The sequence below is a fragment of the Bacillus sp. MUM 116 genome (assembly GCF_001866655.1).
Lineage (GTDB): Bacteria > Bacillota > Bacilli > Bacillales > Cytobacillaceae > Neobacillus.
In genome coordinates this window covers 1-14,928 of sequence record NZ_MLYR01000078.1, presented here as the reverse complement: position 1 = coordinate 14,928, position 14,928 = coordinate 1, and the positions used below count along the sequence as shown (strand labels likewise).

The 14,928-nt window shown below is 36.7% G+C and carries 17 protein-coding genes; 11 read left to right on the top strand and 6 right to left on the bottom strand.

All coding sequences use genetic code 11. The features are described from left to right. Positions 1 to 26: 26 nt before the first annotated feature. Positions 27 to 908 (bottom strand): LysR family transcriptional regulator, encoded by an 882-nt coding sequence (locus tag BIV60_RS18235; RefSeq protein WP_071357134.1) that lies wholly within the window; start codon positions 906 to 908, stop codon positions 27 to 29. Between the two features lie 363 nt (positions 909 to 1,271). On the opposite strand from BIV60_RS18235, the gene BIV60_RS18230 reads away from it, so the two are divergent. Beyond that, a complete protein-coding gene (locus BIV60_RS18230) occupies positions 1,272 to 1,541 on the top strand; it encodes a DUF1292 domain-containing protein (protein ID WP_071357133.1) in 270 nt (89 codons plus the stop codon). A gap of 34 nt (positions 1,542 to 1,575) precedes the next feature. Here the strand turns inward: BIV60_RS18230 and BIV60_RS18225 are convergent, their stop codons facing one another. Then, on the bottom strand, positions 1,576 to 2,865 hold the full coding sequence (locus BIV60_RS18225; RefSeq protein ID WP_071357132.1) for an NCS2 family permease: 1,290 nt from the start codon (positions 2,863 to 2,865) through the stop codon (positions 1,576 to 1,578). Positions 2,866 to 3,123: 258 nt separating this feature from the next. Between BIV60_RS18225 and BIV60_RS18220 the strand changes: the two genes are divergently transcribed. Then, complete coding sequence (locus BIV60_RS18220; protein WP_071357131.1) at positions 3,124 to 3,372, top strand: hypothetical protein; 249 nt, start codon at positions 3,124 to 3,126, stop codon at positions 3,370 to 3,372. A 62-nt stretch (positions 3,373 to 3,434) separates the two neighbouring features. After that, the gene (locus BIV60_RS18215; RefSeq protein WP_071357130.1) at positions 3,435 to 3,731 is read left to right on the top strand and encodes a 4a-hydroxytetrahydrobiopterin dehydratase; all 297 of its coding nucleotides are present in this window, start codon (positions 3,435 to 3,437) and stop codon (positions 3,729 to 3,731) included. Positions 3,732 to 3,751: 20 nt separating this feature from the next. Here the strand turns inward: BIV60_RS18215 and BIV60_RS18210 are convergent, their stop codons facing one another. Together BIV60_RS18210 and BIV60_RS18205 are read right to left on the bottom strand one after the other, a co-directional pair. Continuing rightward, positions 3,752 to 5,122, bottom strand: coding sequence for an aldehyde dehydrogenase (locus tag BIV60_RS18210; protein WP_071357129.1), 1,371 nt, complete (start codon positions 5,120 to 5,122; stop codon positions 3,752 to 3,754). A 100-nt stretch (positions 5,123 to 5,222) separates the two neighbouring features. Continuing rightward, positions 5,223 to 5,570, bottom strand: a complete 348-nt coding sequence (locus BIV60_RS18205) for a hypothetical protein (protein WP_071357128.1) — start codon at positions 5,568 to 5,570, stop codon at positions 5,223 to 5,225. 214 nt (positions 5,571 to 5,784) lie between these two features. Between BIV60_RS18205 and speB the strand changes: the two genes are divergently transcribed. Together speB and BIV60_RS18195 are read left to right on the top strand one after the other, a co-directional pair. Next, positions 5,785 to 6,726 (top strand): agmatinase, encoded by a 942-nt coding sequence (gene speB / locus BIV60_RS18200; protein WP_071357127.1) that lies wholly within the window; start codon positions 5,785 to 5,787, stop codon positions 6,724 to 6,726. Positions 6,727 to 6,844: 118 nt separating this feature from the next. Next, the gene (locus BIV60_RS18195) at positions 6,845 to 7,426 is read left to right on the top strand and encodes a TetR/AcrR family transcriptional regulator (RefSeq protein ID WP_071357126.1); all 582 of its coding nucleotides are present in this window, start codon (positions 6,845 to 6,847) and stop codon (positions 7,424 to 7,426) included. 226 nt (positions 7,427 to 7,652) lie between these two features. On the opposite strand, the gene BIV60_RS18190 is transcribed toward BIV60_RS18195, so the two are convergent. Further along, on the bottom strand, positions 7,653 to 8,192 hold the full coding sequence (locus BIV60_RS18190; protein WP_071357156.1) for a helix-turn-helix domain-containing protein: 540 nt from the start codon (positions 8,190 to 8,192) through the stop codon (positions 7,653 to 7,655). 240 nt (positions 8,193 to 8,432) lie between these two features. Here BIV60_RS18190 and BIV60_RS18185 point away from each other — a divergent pair, with 240 nt between their 5' ends. The 5 genes from BIV60_RS18185 (at position 8,433) to BIV60_RS18165 (ending at position 11,729) form a co-directional block, all read left to right on the top strand. Then, entirely contained in the window at positions 8,433 to 9,077 is a 645-nt protein-coding gene (locus BIV60_RS18185; protein ID WP_071357125.1) for an alpha/beta hydrolase, read from the top strand. A 39-nt stretch (positions 9,078 to 9,116) separates the two neighbouring features. Beyond that, complete coding sequence (locus BIV60_RS18180) at positions 9,117 to 9,539, top strand: DoxX family protein (protein WP_071357124.1); 423 nt, start codon at positions 9,117 to 9,119, stop codon at positions 9,537 to 9,539. A 24-nt stretch (positions 9,540 to 9,563) separates the two neighbouring features. Continuing rightward, the gene (locus tag BIV60_RS18175) at positions 9,564 to 10,343 is read left to right on the top strand and encodes a dioxygenase family protein (protein ID WP_071357123.1); all 780 of its coding nucleotides are present in this window, start codon (positions 9,564 to 9,566) and stop codon (positions 10,341 to 10,343) included. Between the two features lie 143 nt (positions 10,344 to 10,486). Beyond that, positions 10,487 to 10,909 carry an OsmC family protein gene (locus tag BIV60_RS18170; RefSeq protein ID WP_177177337.1) on the top strand — a complete coding sequence of 141 codons (423 nt, stop codon included), beginning with the start codon at positions 10,487 to 10,489 and terminating at the stop codon, positions 10,907 to 10,909. 28 nt (positions 10,910 to 10,937) lie between these two features. Continuing rightward, the gene (locus BIV60_RS18165) at positions 10,938 to 11,729 is read left to right on the top strand and encodes an alpha/beta fold hydrolase (protein ID WP_071357122.1); all 792 of its coding nucleotides are present in this window, start codon (positions 10,938 to 10,940) and stop codon (positions 11,727 to 11,729) included. 42 nt (positions 11,730 to 11,771) lie between these two features. Here the strand turns inward: BIV60_RS18165 and BIV60_RS18160 are convergent, their stop codons facing one another. Further along, on the bottom strand, positions 11,772 to 12,926 hold the full coding sequence (locus BIV60_RS18160) for a glycoside hydrolase family 18 protein (RefSeq protein WP_071357121.1): 1,155 nt from the start codon (positions 12,924 to 12,926) through the stop codon (positions 11,772 to 11,774). Positions 12,927 to 13,088: 162 nt separating this feature from the next. Between BIV60_RS18160 and pepF the strand changes: the two genes are divergently transcribed. Next, a complete protein-coding gene (gene pepF / locus BIV60_RS18155) occupies positions 13,089 to 14,876 on the top strand; it encodes an oligoendopeptidase F (RefSeq protein WP_071357120.1) in 1,788 nt (595 codons plus the stop codon). The last annotated feature ends 52 nt before the right edge of the window (positions 14,877 to 14,928 follow it).

Below are 14,928 nucleotides of genomic sequence, written 5' to 3'. Positions count from 1 at the left end.
GTGTTAACTCTTTATCCATTTGCTCTTTATGTGATTTTAAATAAACGAAAAACAAATTCAATAAACCGTTCGACAGCAGGTGAAGAGTACCTATCCTTTAACCAAGCAATTCCTATTTCTCTATGACATATTGGATTTTTTACACGAATAAGCTTGATCTTGCTTTTATCCAAGACTTGTATATCCGGTACTAATGAAACGCCTAATTTTGCACCTACTAAACCGGATACTGTACCAATATCCTCACCTTCAAATACAATGTTTGGAGAAAAACCGGCCTCTTGGCATAAATGATATATAATGGATTGCAGTTCATTCACATCTTTAAAGGAGACAAATGGTTCATTTTCTATCATTTTTAAATCAATTTCATGATAATCAGCAAGCGGGTGGTCAATTGAAACGATCAAAAATAGTTCCTCTGTTAAAAGTGGTGTACATAAAATCTCTTTCTCCTCATGATGCATCGAGATTAAGGCAAGATCGACTTTCCGCGATTTTAATTGTTCCACGATCTGCCGATTCGAATTTTGGTTTAGCTGAAACTTAACATTGGCACAGGTTTTTTTATACGTGCTTAAAATTTCTGGGACTACACTTATGCCAAGTGAGGGCAAGAACGATAGGGAAATAGTTCCATAATCTGGATGCACTTCATCTGATATTTCTTTTTTTCCTATCTCAATTTGCTTGATAGCTTGTTCTACACGATTTAAGAACATTTCTCCATATCTGTTTAAATAAATATTCCTGCCTTTGCGATCAAAAAGCTGCACATTTAACTCTTCTTCAAGATTCGCAATGGAACGGCTAAGAGCAGGCTGGGAAATGGATAATAGCTTAGCCGCACGTGTAATATGTTGAACCTTTGCTACAGTTTGAAAATAATTGATTTGATCCCATTCCATTTTTTATACCCCATCTTTTTTAGTATTCTTTTATCATACTTTCTTTTTCTGTAATTTCTAATTGTCAATAAGTATAAATTAATACATTTTAGTTATTATTTATCTTACAGATAAGGATTCATTTTTTGAAGAGAACATGGAAGCTAGTTTTGAAGAAATACAAAAAGTCCTTCATAACTCAACTATTCGATATAGGTTTTTTCTATCACTTAAATATTTCCCGATGATTTTCCTGGGAAAGCGCAAGAAATGACAATTTTAGTAATATAAAATACAAAATCGGACAATTTTAGCATGAAAAAACTCCTAGTTTGGAGATACTGTTGCTAGATGCAAATTGTGAAAAGAGAGGAGAAGTACAGAATGGAAAAAGTTGAAGTAGGCGAAGTATTTACGATTGGTGAAGCGAATGATGAGGGGCAAGAAGTAGAAGTACTGGCCGTTTTAACAATTGAAGGAACAGACTATGCAGCCGTTGGTTTTGTAGAAGACGTAAGGGAGGAAACCAATGAAGATATCGATATTTTCTTCCTAAAAGTGGATGAAGAAGGCGATTTATCAGCGATTGAAAGTGATGAAGAATTTACAAAAGTCTCTTATGCCTTTGAGGAAATATTGGCTGATAAAGAATAAAAAGAGAGGCGAGAGCCTCTCTTTTCGTTTCATGCTATCCAACATAGTGTAGCAGGAAATTCGTTAAAAATAAGAATGAAATAATAAAGATTGGTAATGACAATTGCTTGTGTTTATTTGTAAACAGTTTAACTAACGGATAGGCAATGAATCCAAAGGCAATTCCGTCCACGATACTATAAGTTAACGGAATCATCAGGATGATTAAAAACGCAGGAAATGCTTCCGTGAAATCCGTAAAATCGATGTTTACAATATTCGTTAACATTAATCCGCCCAAAATAATCAAAATAGGTGCGATGGCCGCATTTGGAACCAATTTAATCAAAGGCAGGAAGAAAAGGGACATTAAAATAAGGAAACCTGTTACGACAGAGGTTAGACCTGTTCTTCCACCAGCAGTAATCCCTGCAGCCGATTCAACCGTTGAAACCGGAGGGCTGGTACCTAAAAGTCCGCATAAAATCGCAGAAATGGAGACTGCACGCAATGCTTTACCGTTTTTCTCAGGCGCTTTTAGCATGCCATCCACCTGAGAATGGAGAATTCCAATGTTCTCAAACACCAATACCAGTGTTAATGAGAAGGTCGCAGTCCAAAATGGAATGGTTGCTATTTTTCCAAAATCAAAGCTCATGAAAACATTTCGATACTCGTTAATTGAAATGAACCCTTTGTCCATATGGGAAAAATTAATCACACCTAAAAAATAGGATGTCAAAGTACCCAAAATAATACTAATTAAAAAATTCCCCGGAACCTTTTTCAAAAATAAAAACAAGGTTATCACCAGGTTAATGATCGAGGCAAGCACAATTGGAGACGACAAGTCACCTAATGCTACGAAATTATTGGGATTTTCGACAATCAGGCCGCTTTTTTGCAAGCCGATAAAGGCGATAAACAAGCCAATTCCTACGGTGATAGCTTCCTTTAATGACGTTGGAATCGACCTTGAAATAATTGAAGCTAATTTGGAAAAAGCGATAATCGCAAATAACACACCTGAAACGGTTACTGCTCCTAAGGCTTCCTGATAACTCAATCCAAGTGATCCAACAAAGGTATACGTGAATAAAGCATTGATGCCCATTCCTGGAACAATCATTAATGGCGCATTAGGTACAAAGGCAGCGAGTAAGCACCCCGCAAGCGATGCAAATATGGTTGCGATAATTCCTGCTTCCAGCGGCATTCCTGAATCATGCAAAATATGTCCATTTACTGCAATAATATAGACGATGGAAAAAAATGATGTAAACCCTGCCATAACCTCCTTTTTTAAATTAGTTTTGTGTTCTTTAAGCTTGAAAACTCCTTTCATTTTTTATCACACTTTCGTATTCTCCCTCTCCCACCCGCATTTAGTATTTATATACTTATGCCGAAAAACATTATAACACAGAAACACAGAATGAAAGCTGGTAAATGAAAGGTTTTTCGAAGAAACTTATCATAATTATTTGAAAAAGATAATTTAATATTGGGAGAAAGTTATTTCTGAATATGGTAAAATTATGTATGTATAAATTTGGTCGAGGCATACTATTAGCAAATGAATTAAAGGAGTAGGAGTTATCAAATGCTAATAGAAGAAGGGACAAAATATCAAATTTCTCAAGGTATTCAAGGGAATTTCAATTCCGCGGAAACAATGACGATAACAAGTAACAACGGAATCACGGTTCAATTTTGTCTTGGAGAAAATAAAGGTAGAGGTTCCATGCCGGTCGAACATTTGTCTTACTTATTAAAAAAGGCTAATCTAACACAAATTCCTAATAAACGGTTATTAATAAATTTGGAAAATAATGAAGAACAAATCAGCTAGGGGAAAAAAAGACACTGCTTTCTTTTTTAAAGTAGTGTCTTCGTTTATGAGGGGGAGAGGTAATGGAAAAGTTAACAGAAGAGGAAATTCACGAGAGATTAGCTATTGTGCCTAGTTGGAAGTTGACAGAGACAAAATGGATCGAACGAAAGTATCGGTTTAGTGAATATTTAAATGGTGTGGAGTTTGTTCAACAAGTGGCTAATCTTTCTGAGAAGGTTAATCACCATCCGTTTATTTCAATTGACTATAAACTGGTTACCTTAAAGATTACCTCTTGGCATGCAAAAGGGCTAACTGCATTAGACTTTGATTTGGCGAAGAAATATGATGATTTATTTTTGCAAATTAAAAGGTAGACCCAGCCGATTGGCTGGGTTTACTTTATAAATCTCTTGATTTGTTTTAATGCATTTTTGCGGTTCGGATAGCGAAAGGGCAGGTCAAAGGAAGTTGTTTGTTTTAGGATGCTTTTTTCATGGGAAAAGACGTCAAAGCTGCCTTTTCCGTGGTAGGCACCAATACCGCTTTCGCCCACGCCGCCAAATGGAAGATAAGGGGAACTGAGATGATAAACGGTATCGTTAATGCAGCCACCGCCGAAGGAAATCTGGTTTAAAATCGATGCTTGAAATTCAGAGCTTTCTGAAAAAAGGTAGAGTGCAAGCGGCTTTGGACGGGCAATTATTTTTTCAACCATTTCCTCTGCATCGTCATAATCTAAGACAGGGAGGATGGGCCCAAAAATTTCTTCCTGCATGATGGAATCCTTCCACGAAATTTTATCAAGAATGGTGGGTTCAATCGTTAGAGACCCTAAATCATCATTTCCACCATAATATACATTTCCATCTGAAATAAAACCGACCAAACGGTTAAAATGCCGTTCACTAACAATTTTTGTAAATGTTCCGCTGTTAAATACATTGTCACTATATAGTTCATTAATGACGGATACGAATTCTTTTAAAAATTCATTTTTAACCCCTCTATGGACATAAAGATAATCTGGAGCAACACATGTTTGCCCAGCATTTAAAAATTTCCCCCAGGCAAGGCGTTTTGCCGCTAATTTCAAATTAGCATCCTCATGAACTATACATGGGCTTTTGCCACCCAACTCCAATGTAACAGGGGTTAAATTTTTTGCTGCTGCTTCCATGATTACTTTTCCAATCGAGACACTACCGGTAAAGAAGATATAATCAAAATTCTCTTGTAATAATGCTTGGCTTGTTTCCACGGCACCCTCGACAACCGTAATATACTCTTCAGGAAAGGTTTGAGAGATTAATACTGCCAATAGTTTGGAGGTTTCCGGTGTTAGTTCTGAAGGCTTTAACATAGCGCAATTTCCTGCTGCAACCGCACCTATTAACGGGGCAATCGCCAGTTGAAAAGGATAGTTCCATGGTGAAATAATCAATGTGACTCCGTATGGCTCAGGATAGATATAGCTTTTGGAACCTATTTGGGCAATTCCAGTTTTTACTTTTCTAGGTTTGGCCCATTTTCTAACATGCTTAAGAGTAAAACGGATCTCCTCTAATACAATTCCAATTTCTGTTATATAGGAGTCAAATTCGCTTTTATTTAAATCCTTTTTCAATGCAGACATGATTTCTTTTTCATTGGTGCGGATCAATTTCCTGAGGTCTTGTAAGGCTTGGATTCGAAAGGAAACATCCTTTGTTTTTCCGGTTTTTAAAAATTGTCGTTGTTTTGTTACTAATTCAGAATAATTTTCCATTACATCCACCGTCCGTATTTGGTAACGTTATTTTATCATAATGTTTGCGGGCATAGAAAAAGGTGTAAAAGGGCTGTGACTTTTACACCATTAAGCAAAATTAATGACTGGGAGAAATACCGAGAAAATGTCCATCCATAAAAGCAAACATTTCGACAGAACCATCTTTATTTATAAAAGGAACACCTACTAATATAATACCATTATCATTATCCTTTATAACCTCAATAGCTTTTACGCCTTTCCATGAATATCCTTCGTGGATTGAATTCAGTTTTACTTTTTTAAACTCTTCATTACTTATTAATTTTGCAACAATTTTATTTTTTTCAGCCCCTACAATGGGTGAAACATTACATCCGCAATCCGCCTTTACCGGACTGCCAGGCACAACAAACATTAATAGAATAATAAAACCAGCCATAAATAAAGATAAAAACTTCTTCATTTAATCTTCCTCCTTTTTAAATTCTAATAATATATTCCTCTAAAACTGACAAATTCCTGCAAATTATTTAGGAAAATTGTTGGGCTCATCCTATAAATCTATTGAAATGTAAATATTTTTTTAAAGAATTGTTTGACTATTCAATACTGTCACCTTATAATTTAATTAAACTAACTACCGGTAGTTAATATATGATTTCAAGGAGACTAATAATATGAAATATCCATTAACCCCTGATGTGAAACCAGAATTTTGCACAACCGGAACATTTATGCGATTACCATCATCTCAAGAGGACGCGAAACTGGCAATTGTCGGGATGCCTTTTGATACTGCGGCTTCCTTCCGTGTTGGAGCTCGTTTTGCTCCACAGGCTATCCGCCAAGCTTCGATGACGTTATTTCCTTATCATCCAATTCATAAGGTTTACCCATTTGATGATACCAATGCAATTGATATCGGTGACGTTTCCGTCATCCCACACAATATCCATCGCAGTTATAAATTAATTGAAGATGCGATGTTTGAATTAATGGATCAAAATATCATCCCAATTGGGCTTGGAGGAGATCATTCAGTTACATTGGCAAACCTCCGTGCTGCAGCAAAGAAATATGGTCCAGTGGCAATGATTCATTTTGATTCCCATACAGATACATGGGATACCTATTATGATGAAAAATACTGGCATGGTTCCCCATTCATTCGGGCGCATGAAGAAGGTTTATTGATTCCTAATAAAGTATTTCAAATCGGGATTAGGGGGACATTAAACCATCCTGGGGACTTAGAGGCAAGCTATGATTTAGGCTACAACGTCATTACCACTCCGGACATTCATGAACGAGGCTTTGCGGATATCTTACGGGAGATGAAAGAAGTAATCGGCGATACGCCATGTTTCTTAACTTTCGACATCGACTTTGTGGATCCGTCCTGTGCACCTGGGACAGGGACACTTGAAGTAGGCGGATATAATAGCCTCGAAACTTTGAAAATGGTTCGTTCTTTAACTGATTTCAATTTTATCGGTTTTGACTTAGTGGAAGTATTGCCATCGTATGACCCGACACAAATTACTTCATTGTTAGCGGCTACGCTTGTACATGAATTTGCTAGTTTAGCAACTTTGAAGATTAAAAAAGAAACGGTATAAACATAAAAAAGTTCTGTTTTCGTGTTTAAAACAGAACTTTTTTAACTGTCTCCTTTAGACTTTTGACATCATTAAGGTTTATAATTGACGAAAGATGTTATTTTTTTGGGGGACAGTTATGACAAAGGATAAGATTCTTGAAGCAGCATTAGCTCTTTTTGCAAAAAATGGATATGAGGGAACCAGTTTAGCAGAAATCGCAAAGACAGTAGGAATCCAAAAGCCATCAATTTATAACCATTTTAAAAGTAAAGAAGAGATTTTTTTAACAATTTATGAAAATATATTGTTGTTTCATGTACAAAAAATAAAAAACATAATGGATAGTATTAAGGAATTATCGGCCAAAGAGAAGTTAAATCAGATTCTTACGGTAACTTTTCAGTATTATATTGAGTTTGAGGACCAATCCTCCTTTTTAAACAGAGCAATGGTTTTCCCTCCTGAGCTATTAAAGGAGCAATTACATAACCAGTTTTTCCGTTCGGAAGAAGAAATGTCTGATATTCTTCGTTCGATTATTAAAGCAGGAATGGAAAAAGGGGAAATTCGAAAAGGAAATATCGAAGATTTTATTATGTCCTTCTATTGTTTAATTGACGGGATATTTATTGAATTATCCTTTTATGGTGTAGAAAAGATGAAACCAAGAATAGAGAATATATGGAAGAATTTTTGGTGCGGAATTAAAAATGATTAAAACAGCTGCGAAGCTTTTCGCAGCTGTTTTAATTTTTAGGCTATGTTAAAGGTCAATGTTGATTATTAACACTGTTGATTGGAGCGGAAGTCGCGAAGACTCCTGTGGGAGTACGGGTCAGGGGAGACCCCGCAGGAGCGAAGCGACGAGGAGGCTCCCCGGACCGCCCACGGAAAGCGAAGCGCCTGGAGCGGAAATCAACAACCAAATTTAACAGAGCCAATTTTTAAAATAGATCCTTCAATTCTGTATCTGAATAAATCGAAATTAATACAACTGCTATTGTGGCTCCGATATTTTTAACAAAATGAGGAACACTTGCATTCCAACTGAAGGAATCGCCTTCTTCTAAAATAACGGAATCCTCTCCCTGCTCCGCGAGAACCTTTCCTTCTAAAACTAAATGACATTCTTCTCCTTCATGTGCATTGGCTTCTCCCATGGATGCTCCTGGCGGGAACTCCACACTCATCATACGCAATCCACCCTTAGATGAGATATGTTCGATTTTTAACGTATTATACGTTGTTTGAGATCGTTCATTTTTTCTCACTACCCGCATATGCTGTTCTTTTTTTAACAATAAATAAGGCATAGGAACATCAAGAAATTCTGCAATGGTTTGCAGGGTATTAATGGATGGGGATGTGTTATTGTTTTCGACATTACTGATAAATCCCTTTGAAAGCCCCGTACCTTCACACATTTGGGCAATGGTGATTTTTTTTCTCTTTCGTATTGCCCGAATTTTTGCTCCAATATCCAGAAGTACCACCTCTTAAGTTTTCTATTATGAAACATATTTATATATTAGCAAAAAAACAATTGACAATCTATAAAGTATATTGTTATCTTATAAATAAATAATATTCATATTAAGAAACAAAATATCTCTATAAGTTTTGTAATATGAATTTATTATCACTATTTAAATACATCAGGCCGTGGATTTTAATGTTGATAAATAGCCAACTTAGTAGTAAAGCAAAAGAAAGGATGATTAAGTATGAGTTCACCGTTGATTTATGAACTAAGAAAACCAAAACATGTTGATCCAAACAAAACTTATCCAGCTTTGTTTGTAATGCATGGGATCGGCAGCAATGAACAAAATATGCTGACTTTAGTAGAGGGGCTGGATGAGCAGTTTTTCATATTTAGTGTTCGGGGACATTTAACACAACCGCCTGGCTATGCTTTTTTTACGATTGAAGGGTATGGAAAACCGCATCGAGAGGTATTTGATGAAGGGATTCGTAAGCTAACAAGTTTTATTGATTATGTAAGCGAACAGTATCCAATCGATTCAAATCATTTGTACCTTCTTGGCTTTAGTCAAGGGGCAATTGTTTCTATGACGCTCGGATTGACGTTAGGAAATCGAATTAAAGGAATTATTGCACTCAGCGGATATATTCCTGGATTTGTTAAAGAAGAATATGAAATCAAACCAGTAAATGATCTGTCCTTATTTATTTCCCATGGTGATATGGATCAGGTTCTTCCCTATGAATGGGGAGTTGCAAATCAAGAATATTTTCGCGACTTAGGGGCACAAGTAACCTTCAAAACCTACCATGAAGGCCATAGCGTTTCCTTGAGGAACCAGCAGGACTTCATGGAATGGATCGCAGACAGTTTAAAGAATTAATTTTTTTAAAAAAAGTGGAAAAATAGGGAGGAAGAAAAAATGATAAATAAATATGAGGTTGGTACGATTATATTACGTGTAATTTTAGGGATAACATTTTTCATTCATGGTTTAGCTAAGTTCCAAGGCGGGATTGAAAATATTGCCGGTTGGTTCAGCAGCATGGGATTACCTGGATTTATGGCTTATGTCGTTGCTTCATTTGAAATCCTTGGAGGTATTCTCCTTGTCATTGGTTTAGGAAGCAGAGTAGTTGCAGCCTTATTTGTTTTGTTAATGGCTGGGGCAACGTTAAAAGTAAAATTAGCTGTCGGATTTTTAGGGAATGGTCAAATGGCTGGTTATGAATTAGATCTTGCATTCCTGGCAATGGCAATCTTTATCGCAATCAATGGAAGTAAACTGTTTTCAATCGATTCACTAATTGTTAAAGGACAAAAAACGAATTCAACTTCTGTTTAATTTTAAAAGTGAGGAGAAAATAACATGATGCCATCACTATTTATCGCACACGGAGCTCCGTTGCTCGCAATTGAAAACAATGAGTATACACAGTTTATCACCCAGTTGGGACAATCGATGCCACGCCCAAAAGCGATTGTTGTGTTTTCAGCTCATTGGGAGTCTAATGTTCAAAAAGTGAGTGAGGTCGATACCTATTCCACCATTTATGATTTTGGTGGCTTCGACCCAGCTTTATATACAATTCAATATCCAGCAAAAGGCCAATTGGAAACGGCAAAAGAAATCGAAGAATTGTTCACCCAAAATGGGGTACCTTTTCAAATTGAAACAACTCGAGGTTTAGATCATGGATCTTGGGTAGTGCTTCGTTTGCTTTATCCTAATGCGGATATCCCAGTTATTGCTATGTCTGTTAATCCAAATCTTACACCAGAAGAGCAATATAAAATTGGTCAATCTTTAGCAGCTTTAAGAGAAAAGGATATTTTAATCATTGGGAGCGGTGGAACTGTTCATAACCTTAGAGCAGTGAAATGGGCGGATAATGGCCAAGTTGATTCATGGGCACTTGAATTTGATGAATGGCTAGCATTTCATTTGAAAAATTGGGATGTAGATACTCTTTTCAATTATGAGAAACTTGCTCCAAATGCTCCATATGCGGTTCCACCTTATGGAAATGAACACTTTGTTCCGCTTTTTTATGCATTGGGAGCAGCGGATGATACAAAAAAAGCAGAATTACTCCATAGAAGTTTCCGCTATGGAAATTTGAGTCATAGTGTTTGGCAATTTGGATGATTAATTTTAAAAACAGACTATTATTGGTCTGTTTTTTCTTTGTTTAAAATCAATACTAGTTTGGAATATTATGATATGAATTGTACTAATATGGAAATTGACTACATAAAAATTTTTAGTTAATAAATTAGGGGGTTTTACTAGTGAAGACAAAAATAGATTGGACAGGAAAAATGGCTTTTGCGAGTACGACACCATCCGGTCATGAAATCAAAATGGATGCTGCAGAAGAAGTAGGAGGTACGAATAGCGGAGCAAGGCCGACTGAATTATTGCTTAATGCTGTTGCAGGCTGTACAGGGATTGATATTATCTCTATATTGACAAAAATGCGGTTGAATCCTTCTAAATTTTTCATGGAAGTAGAGGGTCATCGGGCCGACGAACATCCGAAAAAATTTACAGAAATTCTTATTCATTATGCATTGGAAGGGGACCTCCCTGAAGATAAGGTCATTCGTGCCATCCAGCTTTCTATGGATAAATATTGTTCCGTATCCCATTCATTAAGTGCAGATATCCATGCTAGTTACTCAATAAATGGCGGGGAAACAAAAAGAATTTAAATGGTTTAGAAAGGAATGTGACATTAAAATGGAAGCCCAATCTATTGAATTGAAAAATGGAACAATTGCATATATCGATAAAGGAAATGGAACACCCATAATTCTCCTTCATGGTTTTTGCGGAAGCAGCCGTTATTGGGAGGAAGTTATTCCAAGCTTAACAAAAAATTACCGGATTATTGCTCCAGATCTGCCGGGTCATGGTGAAACCTCTGTATTTAAAGATAGTGAATCCATTGAACTTTTTGCAGACGTCATCAAAGAGTTTTTAGATAATCTAAAGATAGATAAGATAACGATGTTTGGCCACTCATTGGGAGGGTACATAGCACTTGCTTTTGCGGAGAAGTTTAGTGAGCGGTTAAATGGATTTTCCCTTATTCATTCAACCGCCTTCCCGGATTCTGAAGAGGCAAAAAAGGGGAGGGATGCGAATGCAGATAAGGTTAAACAGTCCGGAATTCGGGCTCTCATTGATGGGTTAGTTCCAAAGCTCTTTTCACCAGAAAATGTTGAAAAGAAAGCTGAATACGTTGAAATGGCAAAACAGATCGGGTATACCACTCCACCAGATGGAGCGATTGGAACATTAGCTGCCATGAAAAATAGGCCGGATCGAAATTCTGTGTTAGATAATACAACTCTTCCCGTTTTGTTAATTGCCGGTGAAGATGATCAAATAATACCGAAAGAAAAGACTTTTTCCGTGTCTAAACCGAATATTAAGCAAGAAGTGATAAAAGACTCAGGACATATGAGTATGTATGAAAATCCTAATGTACTCATTGCCGAAATAACTAAATTCTTAAAGGAAATATAATCAAAAAAGCAGTTATCGGCTACAAGATAACTGCTTATGTCATTACTGCTTATACGTATATTGTTTTGATTCATTCAAAGCATCAAAAATCGCACTGGTTAAACTTTCTGGACCTTTGGCATCATGGCCGGCTTCCCACATCATCATTCCGCCGAAGCCATGGTCAAGCGCCAGCTTGGTTTTTAGTTTCATTGTCGTTCCACCATTATAGTAATAGGTAGTACCGTTCATTTTCACGACATTCTTAGTGGCATTGGCCGGATCTTTATGAATAATTGCTGCATAGGAAACCTGTTTAATTTTTGGATTTACCGGCTGTGCATATGCTGGAACCCCCAACACAAGTTTTTCAGTTGATAAGTGATTTGTTTTAAAAAGGTTCGTCCAATAGTTTACAATTTTCTCCGTGTATGGATATGGTGACAAGTTAGAAGCGTGGTAACCGCCGTCCCATTGCCCGTCATACGCCATGATATTAACATGATCGGTATATTGAAACATGGAAGGCTCATACACAACAAATCCTATTACAGTGCCGGTAACTGCATGAATTTTTGAATAAACTGCCATCGATAGTTCTTTCTTTTTAGAATGTAGCTTTTCGCTGAGCTCTTTTGTAAAAATAGCTAGGTTGTGTGCATCTGCCGAGGAACGCGGGAATTCAAAATCAATATCAATTCCATCAAGTTTTTCCCGGTCTGCTAAACTTGTAAGCTCGTACACTAGTTTTGTACGGGAAACAGGATTAGAAATAGCTGCTTTAAAATATTCATAGGATTCCCCACCATTCATATGAGACCAGCCGCCAACAGCAACTATGGCTTTTACATTGTGGCTATGTGCTTTTTTAACCATTGTCCTGAGATTCATTAATGCTGTATTACCATTTAATGCAATACTTCCATCTTTCATTGGATGAGCAAAAGAAAAAATCACGTGAGTCATTTTTGCATAATCGACAACATTAGGATCACGAAAGTCCTGGACATAGCTGATTAGGACCTTTGATTTTTTCTTCTGCTGCTCCCATTTTGAAACTGGCTTTTGTCCCGGTTTTACCGCCGAACTTGGCGCTTGATCTATTTTAAGTGTTTTTGTTTGTTCTGTGTTTTTATTAGTATAGAAGATTCCTGAGAAAAATCCTCCTGTAAAGGTAATCAAGATTACCAGTGTAAGGAGGATTGTGCGTTTTTTCATGTTTCGATTCCTCCTACATGTATTTCCCTTAAAAATTGTAACAGAAAAAAAGCCAAGAAAGGGCTGGTAATAAATAGGGTAAAACAGAAGTAAAATATTTTAATTATGTCATTTATCATGTGATAATAGTAACTAAGAAAATTGTGGAAAAGGAGTCCTAATATGACAACCTATACAGATCGAAAAGAAATACCCGTACATGAAAAATGGAATTTAGCTGATTTATACGCGGACGAAAGCATTTGGGAAGAAGATTACCAGCATATTGAGAAAATGGCAGAGAAACTTAAACAATTTGACGGAAATATAACGGATGGCCACTTCTTGTATCAATATTTGAAACTGAGTGAGGAGTTATCTTTTGATTTTAACAAATTATATGCGTTTGCGATGCTACAAGTGGACGAGGATACAAGAGAAACTTCTTCTCAGGTTTACTTGGACCGGGCAAAGCAGCTAAGTGTGAAATTTAGTTCATCTACTTCCTTTTTCATGCCATTCTTATTGAGCTTGGAAGAAAAAACATTAAATGATTATATTGCATCCGAAGATGGCTTAGAATACTTTAAAGAAGATCTTCTTGAATCATTCCGCTATAAGCAGCATGTATTAAGTAAAGAGCAGGAAGAACTTCTTTCTCAATTAGGTGAAGCACTTTCCGTTCCGAGTCATACTTTTGGAATGATCAATAATGCGGATATTAAGTTTGGTGAAGTGACGAAAGAAAATGGGGAAAAGGTGGAACTCACTCGTGGGATGTATTCAAAATTAATTGAGGATGAGAACCGGGAAAAGCGAAGAGAGGCATACACGGCTTATTATCAGCCATATGTACAGTTGAAAAATTCGATTGCTTCCACACTTTCAGCCGCGATAAAAAATAATGTAAAGCTGGCAAAAATTCGTCAATACCCATCTGCGCTCGAAAAAGCGTTATTTGGTGATAAGGTTCCAAAAGAGGTTTATGAAAATCTGATCCAAACCACAAAAAACAATATTGCTCCGATGCACCGCTATACACGCATTCGCAAGGAAAAATTGGGACTTGAAGAACTTCGTCAGTATGACTTAAGTGTTCCGCTCGTAAGCGGTGTTAAGCAGGTGATTTCTTATGATGAAGCATTTGAGATTATGTGTAAAGCATTAGCTCCATTGGGTGAAAATTATATCAACATCTTAAGTGAGTTTAAGGTCGGAAGATATATTGACGTTCATGAAACACCTGGAAAGCGGTCAGGTGCCTATAATCTTGGTGTGTACGGTGTCCATCCGTTTATCTTATTGAATCATCAAGATGATTTGGACAGTTTGTTTACTTTGGCACATGAATGCGGTCATGGAGTCCACAGTAGGCTCAGTTCTAAATATCAACCACAAATTACAGCAAGATATAGTATTTTTGTAGCTGAAGTAGCTTCAACGGTGAACGAAGTATTGTTAATTAATTATTTATTAAACACTGAAAAAAATCCTGATATCAAGAGGCATTTACTTAATCATTTTATCGATCAATTTAAAGGAACTTTCTTCACTCAAGTTATGTTTGCTGAGTTTGAAATGAAAACGCATGAAATGGCTGAGCAAGGGAAACCGTTAAATGTGGAAGTGTTTAACCAATTATACGAATCCTTATTCCGTGAATATAATGGAGATGAAATTGTTTTTGATGAGGAAGTAAAGTATGGCTGGTCAAGGATTCCGCATTTTTACCGTCCGTTTTATGTTTACAAATATGCAACAGGCTTTGCATCGGCGATTCATTTGGCAACGAAGATTTTGGAAGGGGATCAGCAAACATTGGATTCCTATATTGAGTTTTTAAAAAGTGGAAGTTCCGATTACCCGCTTGAATTATTGAAGAAAACCGGAGTTGATTTGATGACGTCCTACCCAATTGAAAATTCCTTAAAACGATTTGGGGAATTGGTTGAAGAGTTTTCGAAACTATAGACAAAAACCCACCTTGCTTGAACTGCACCCCAATTGTTAGACACCATCTATC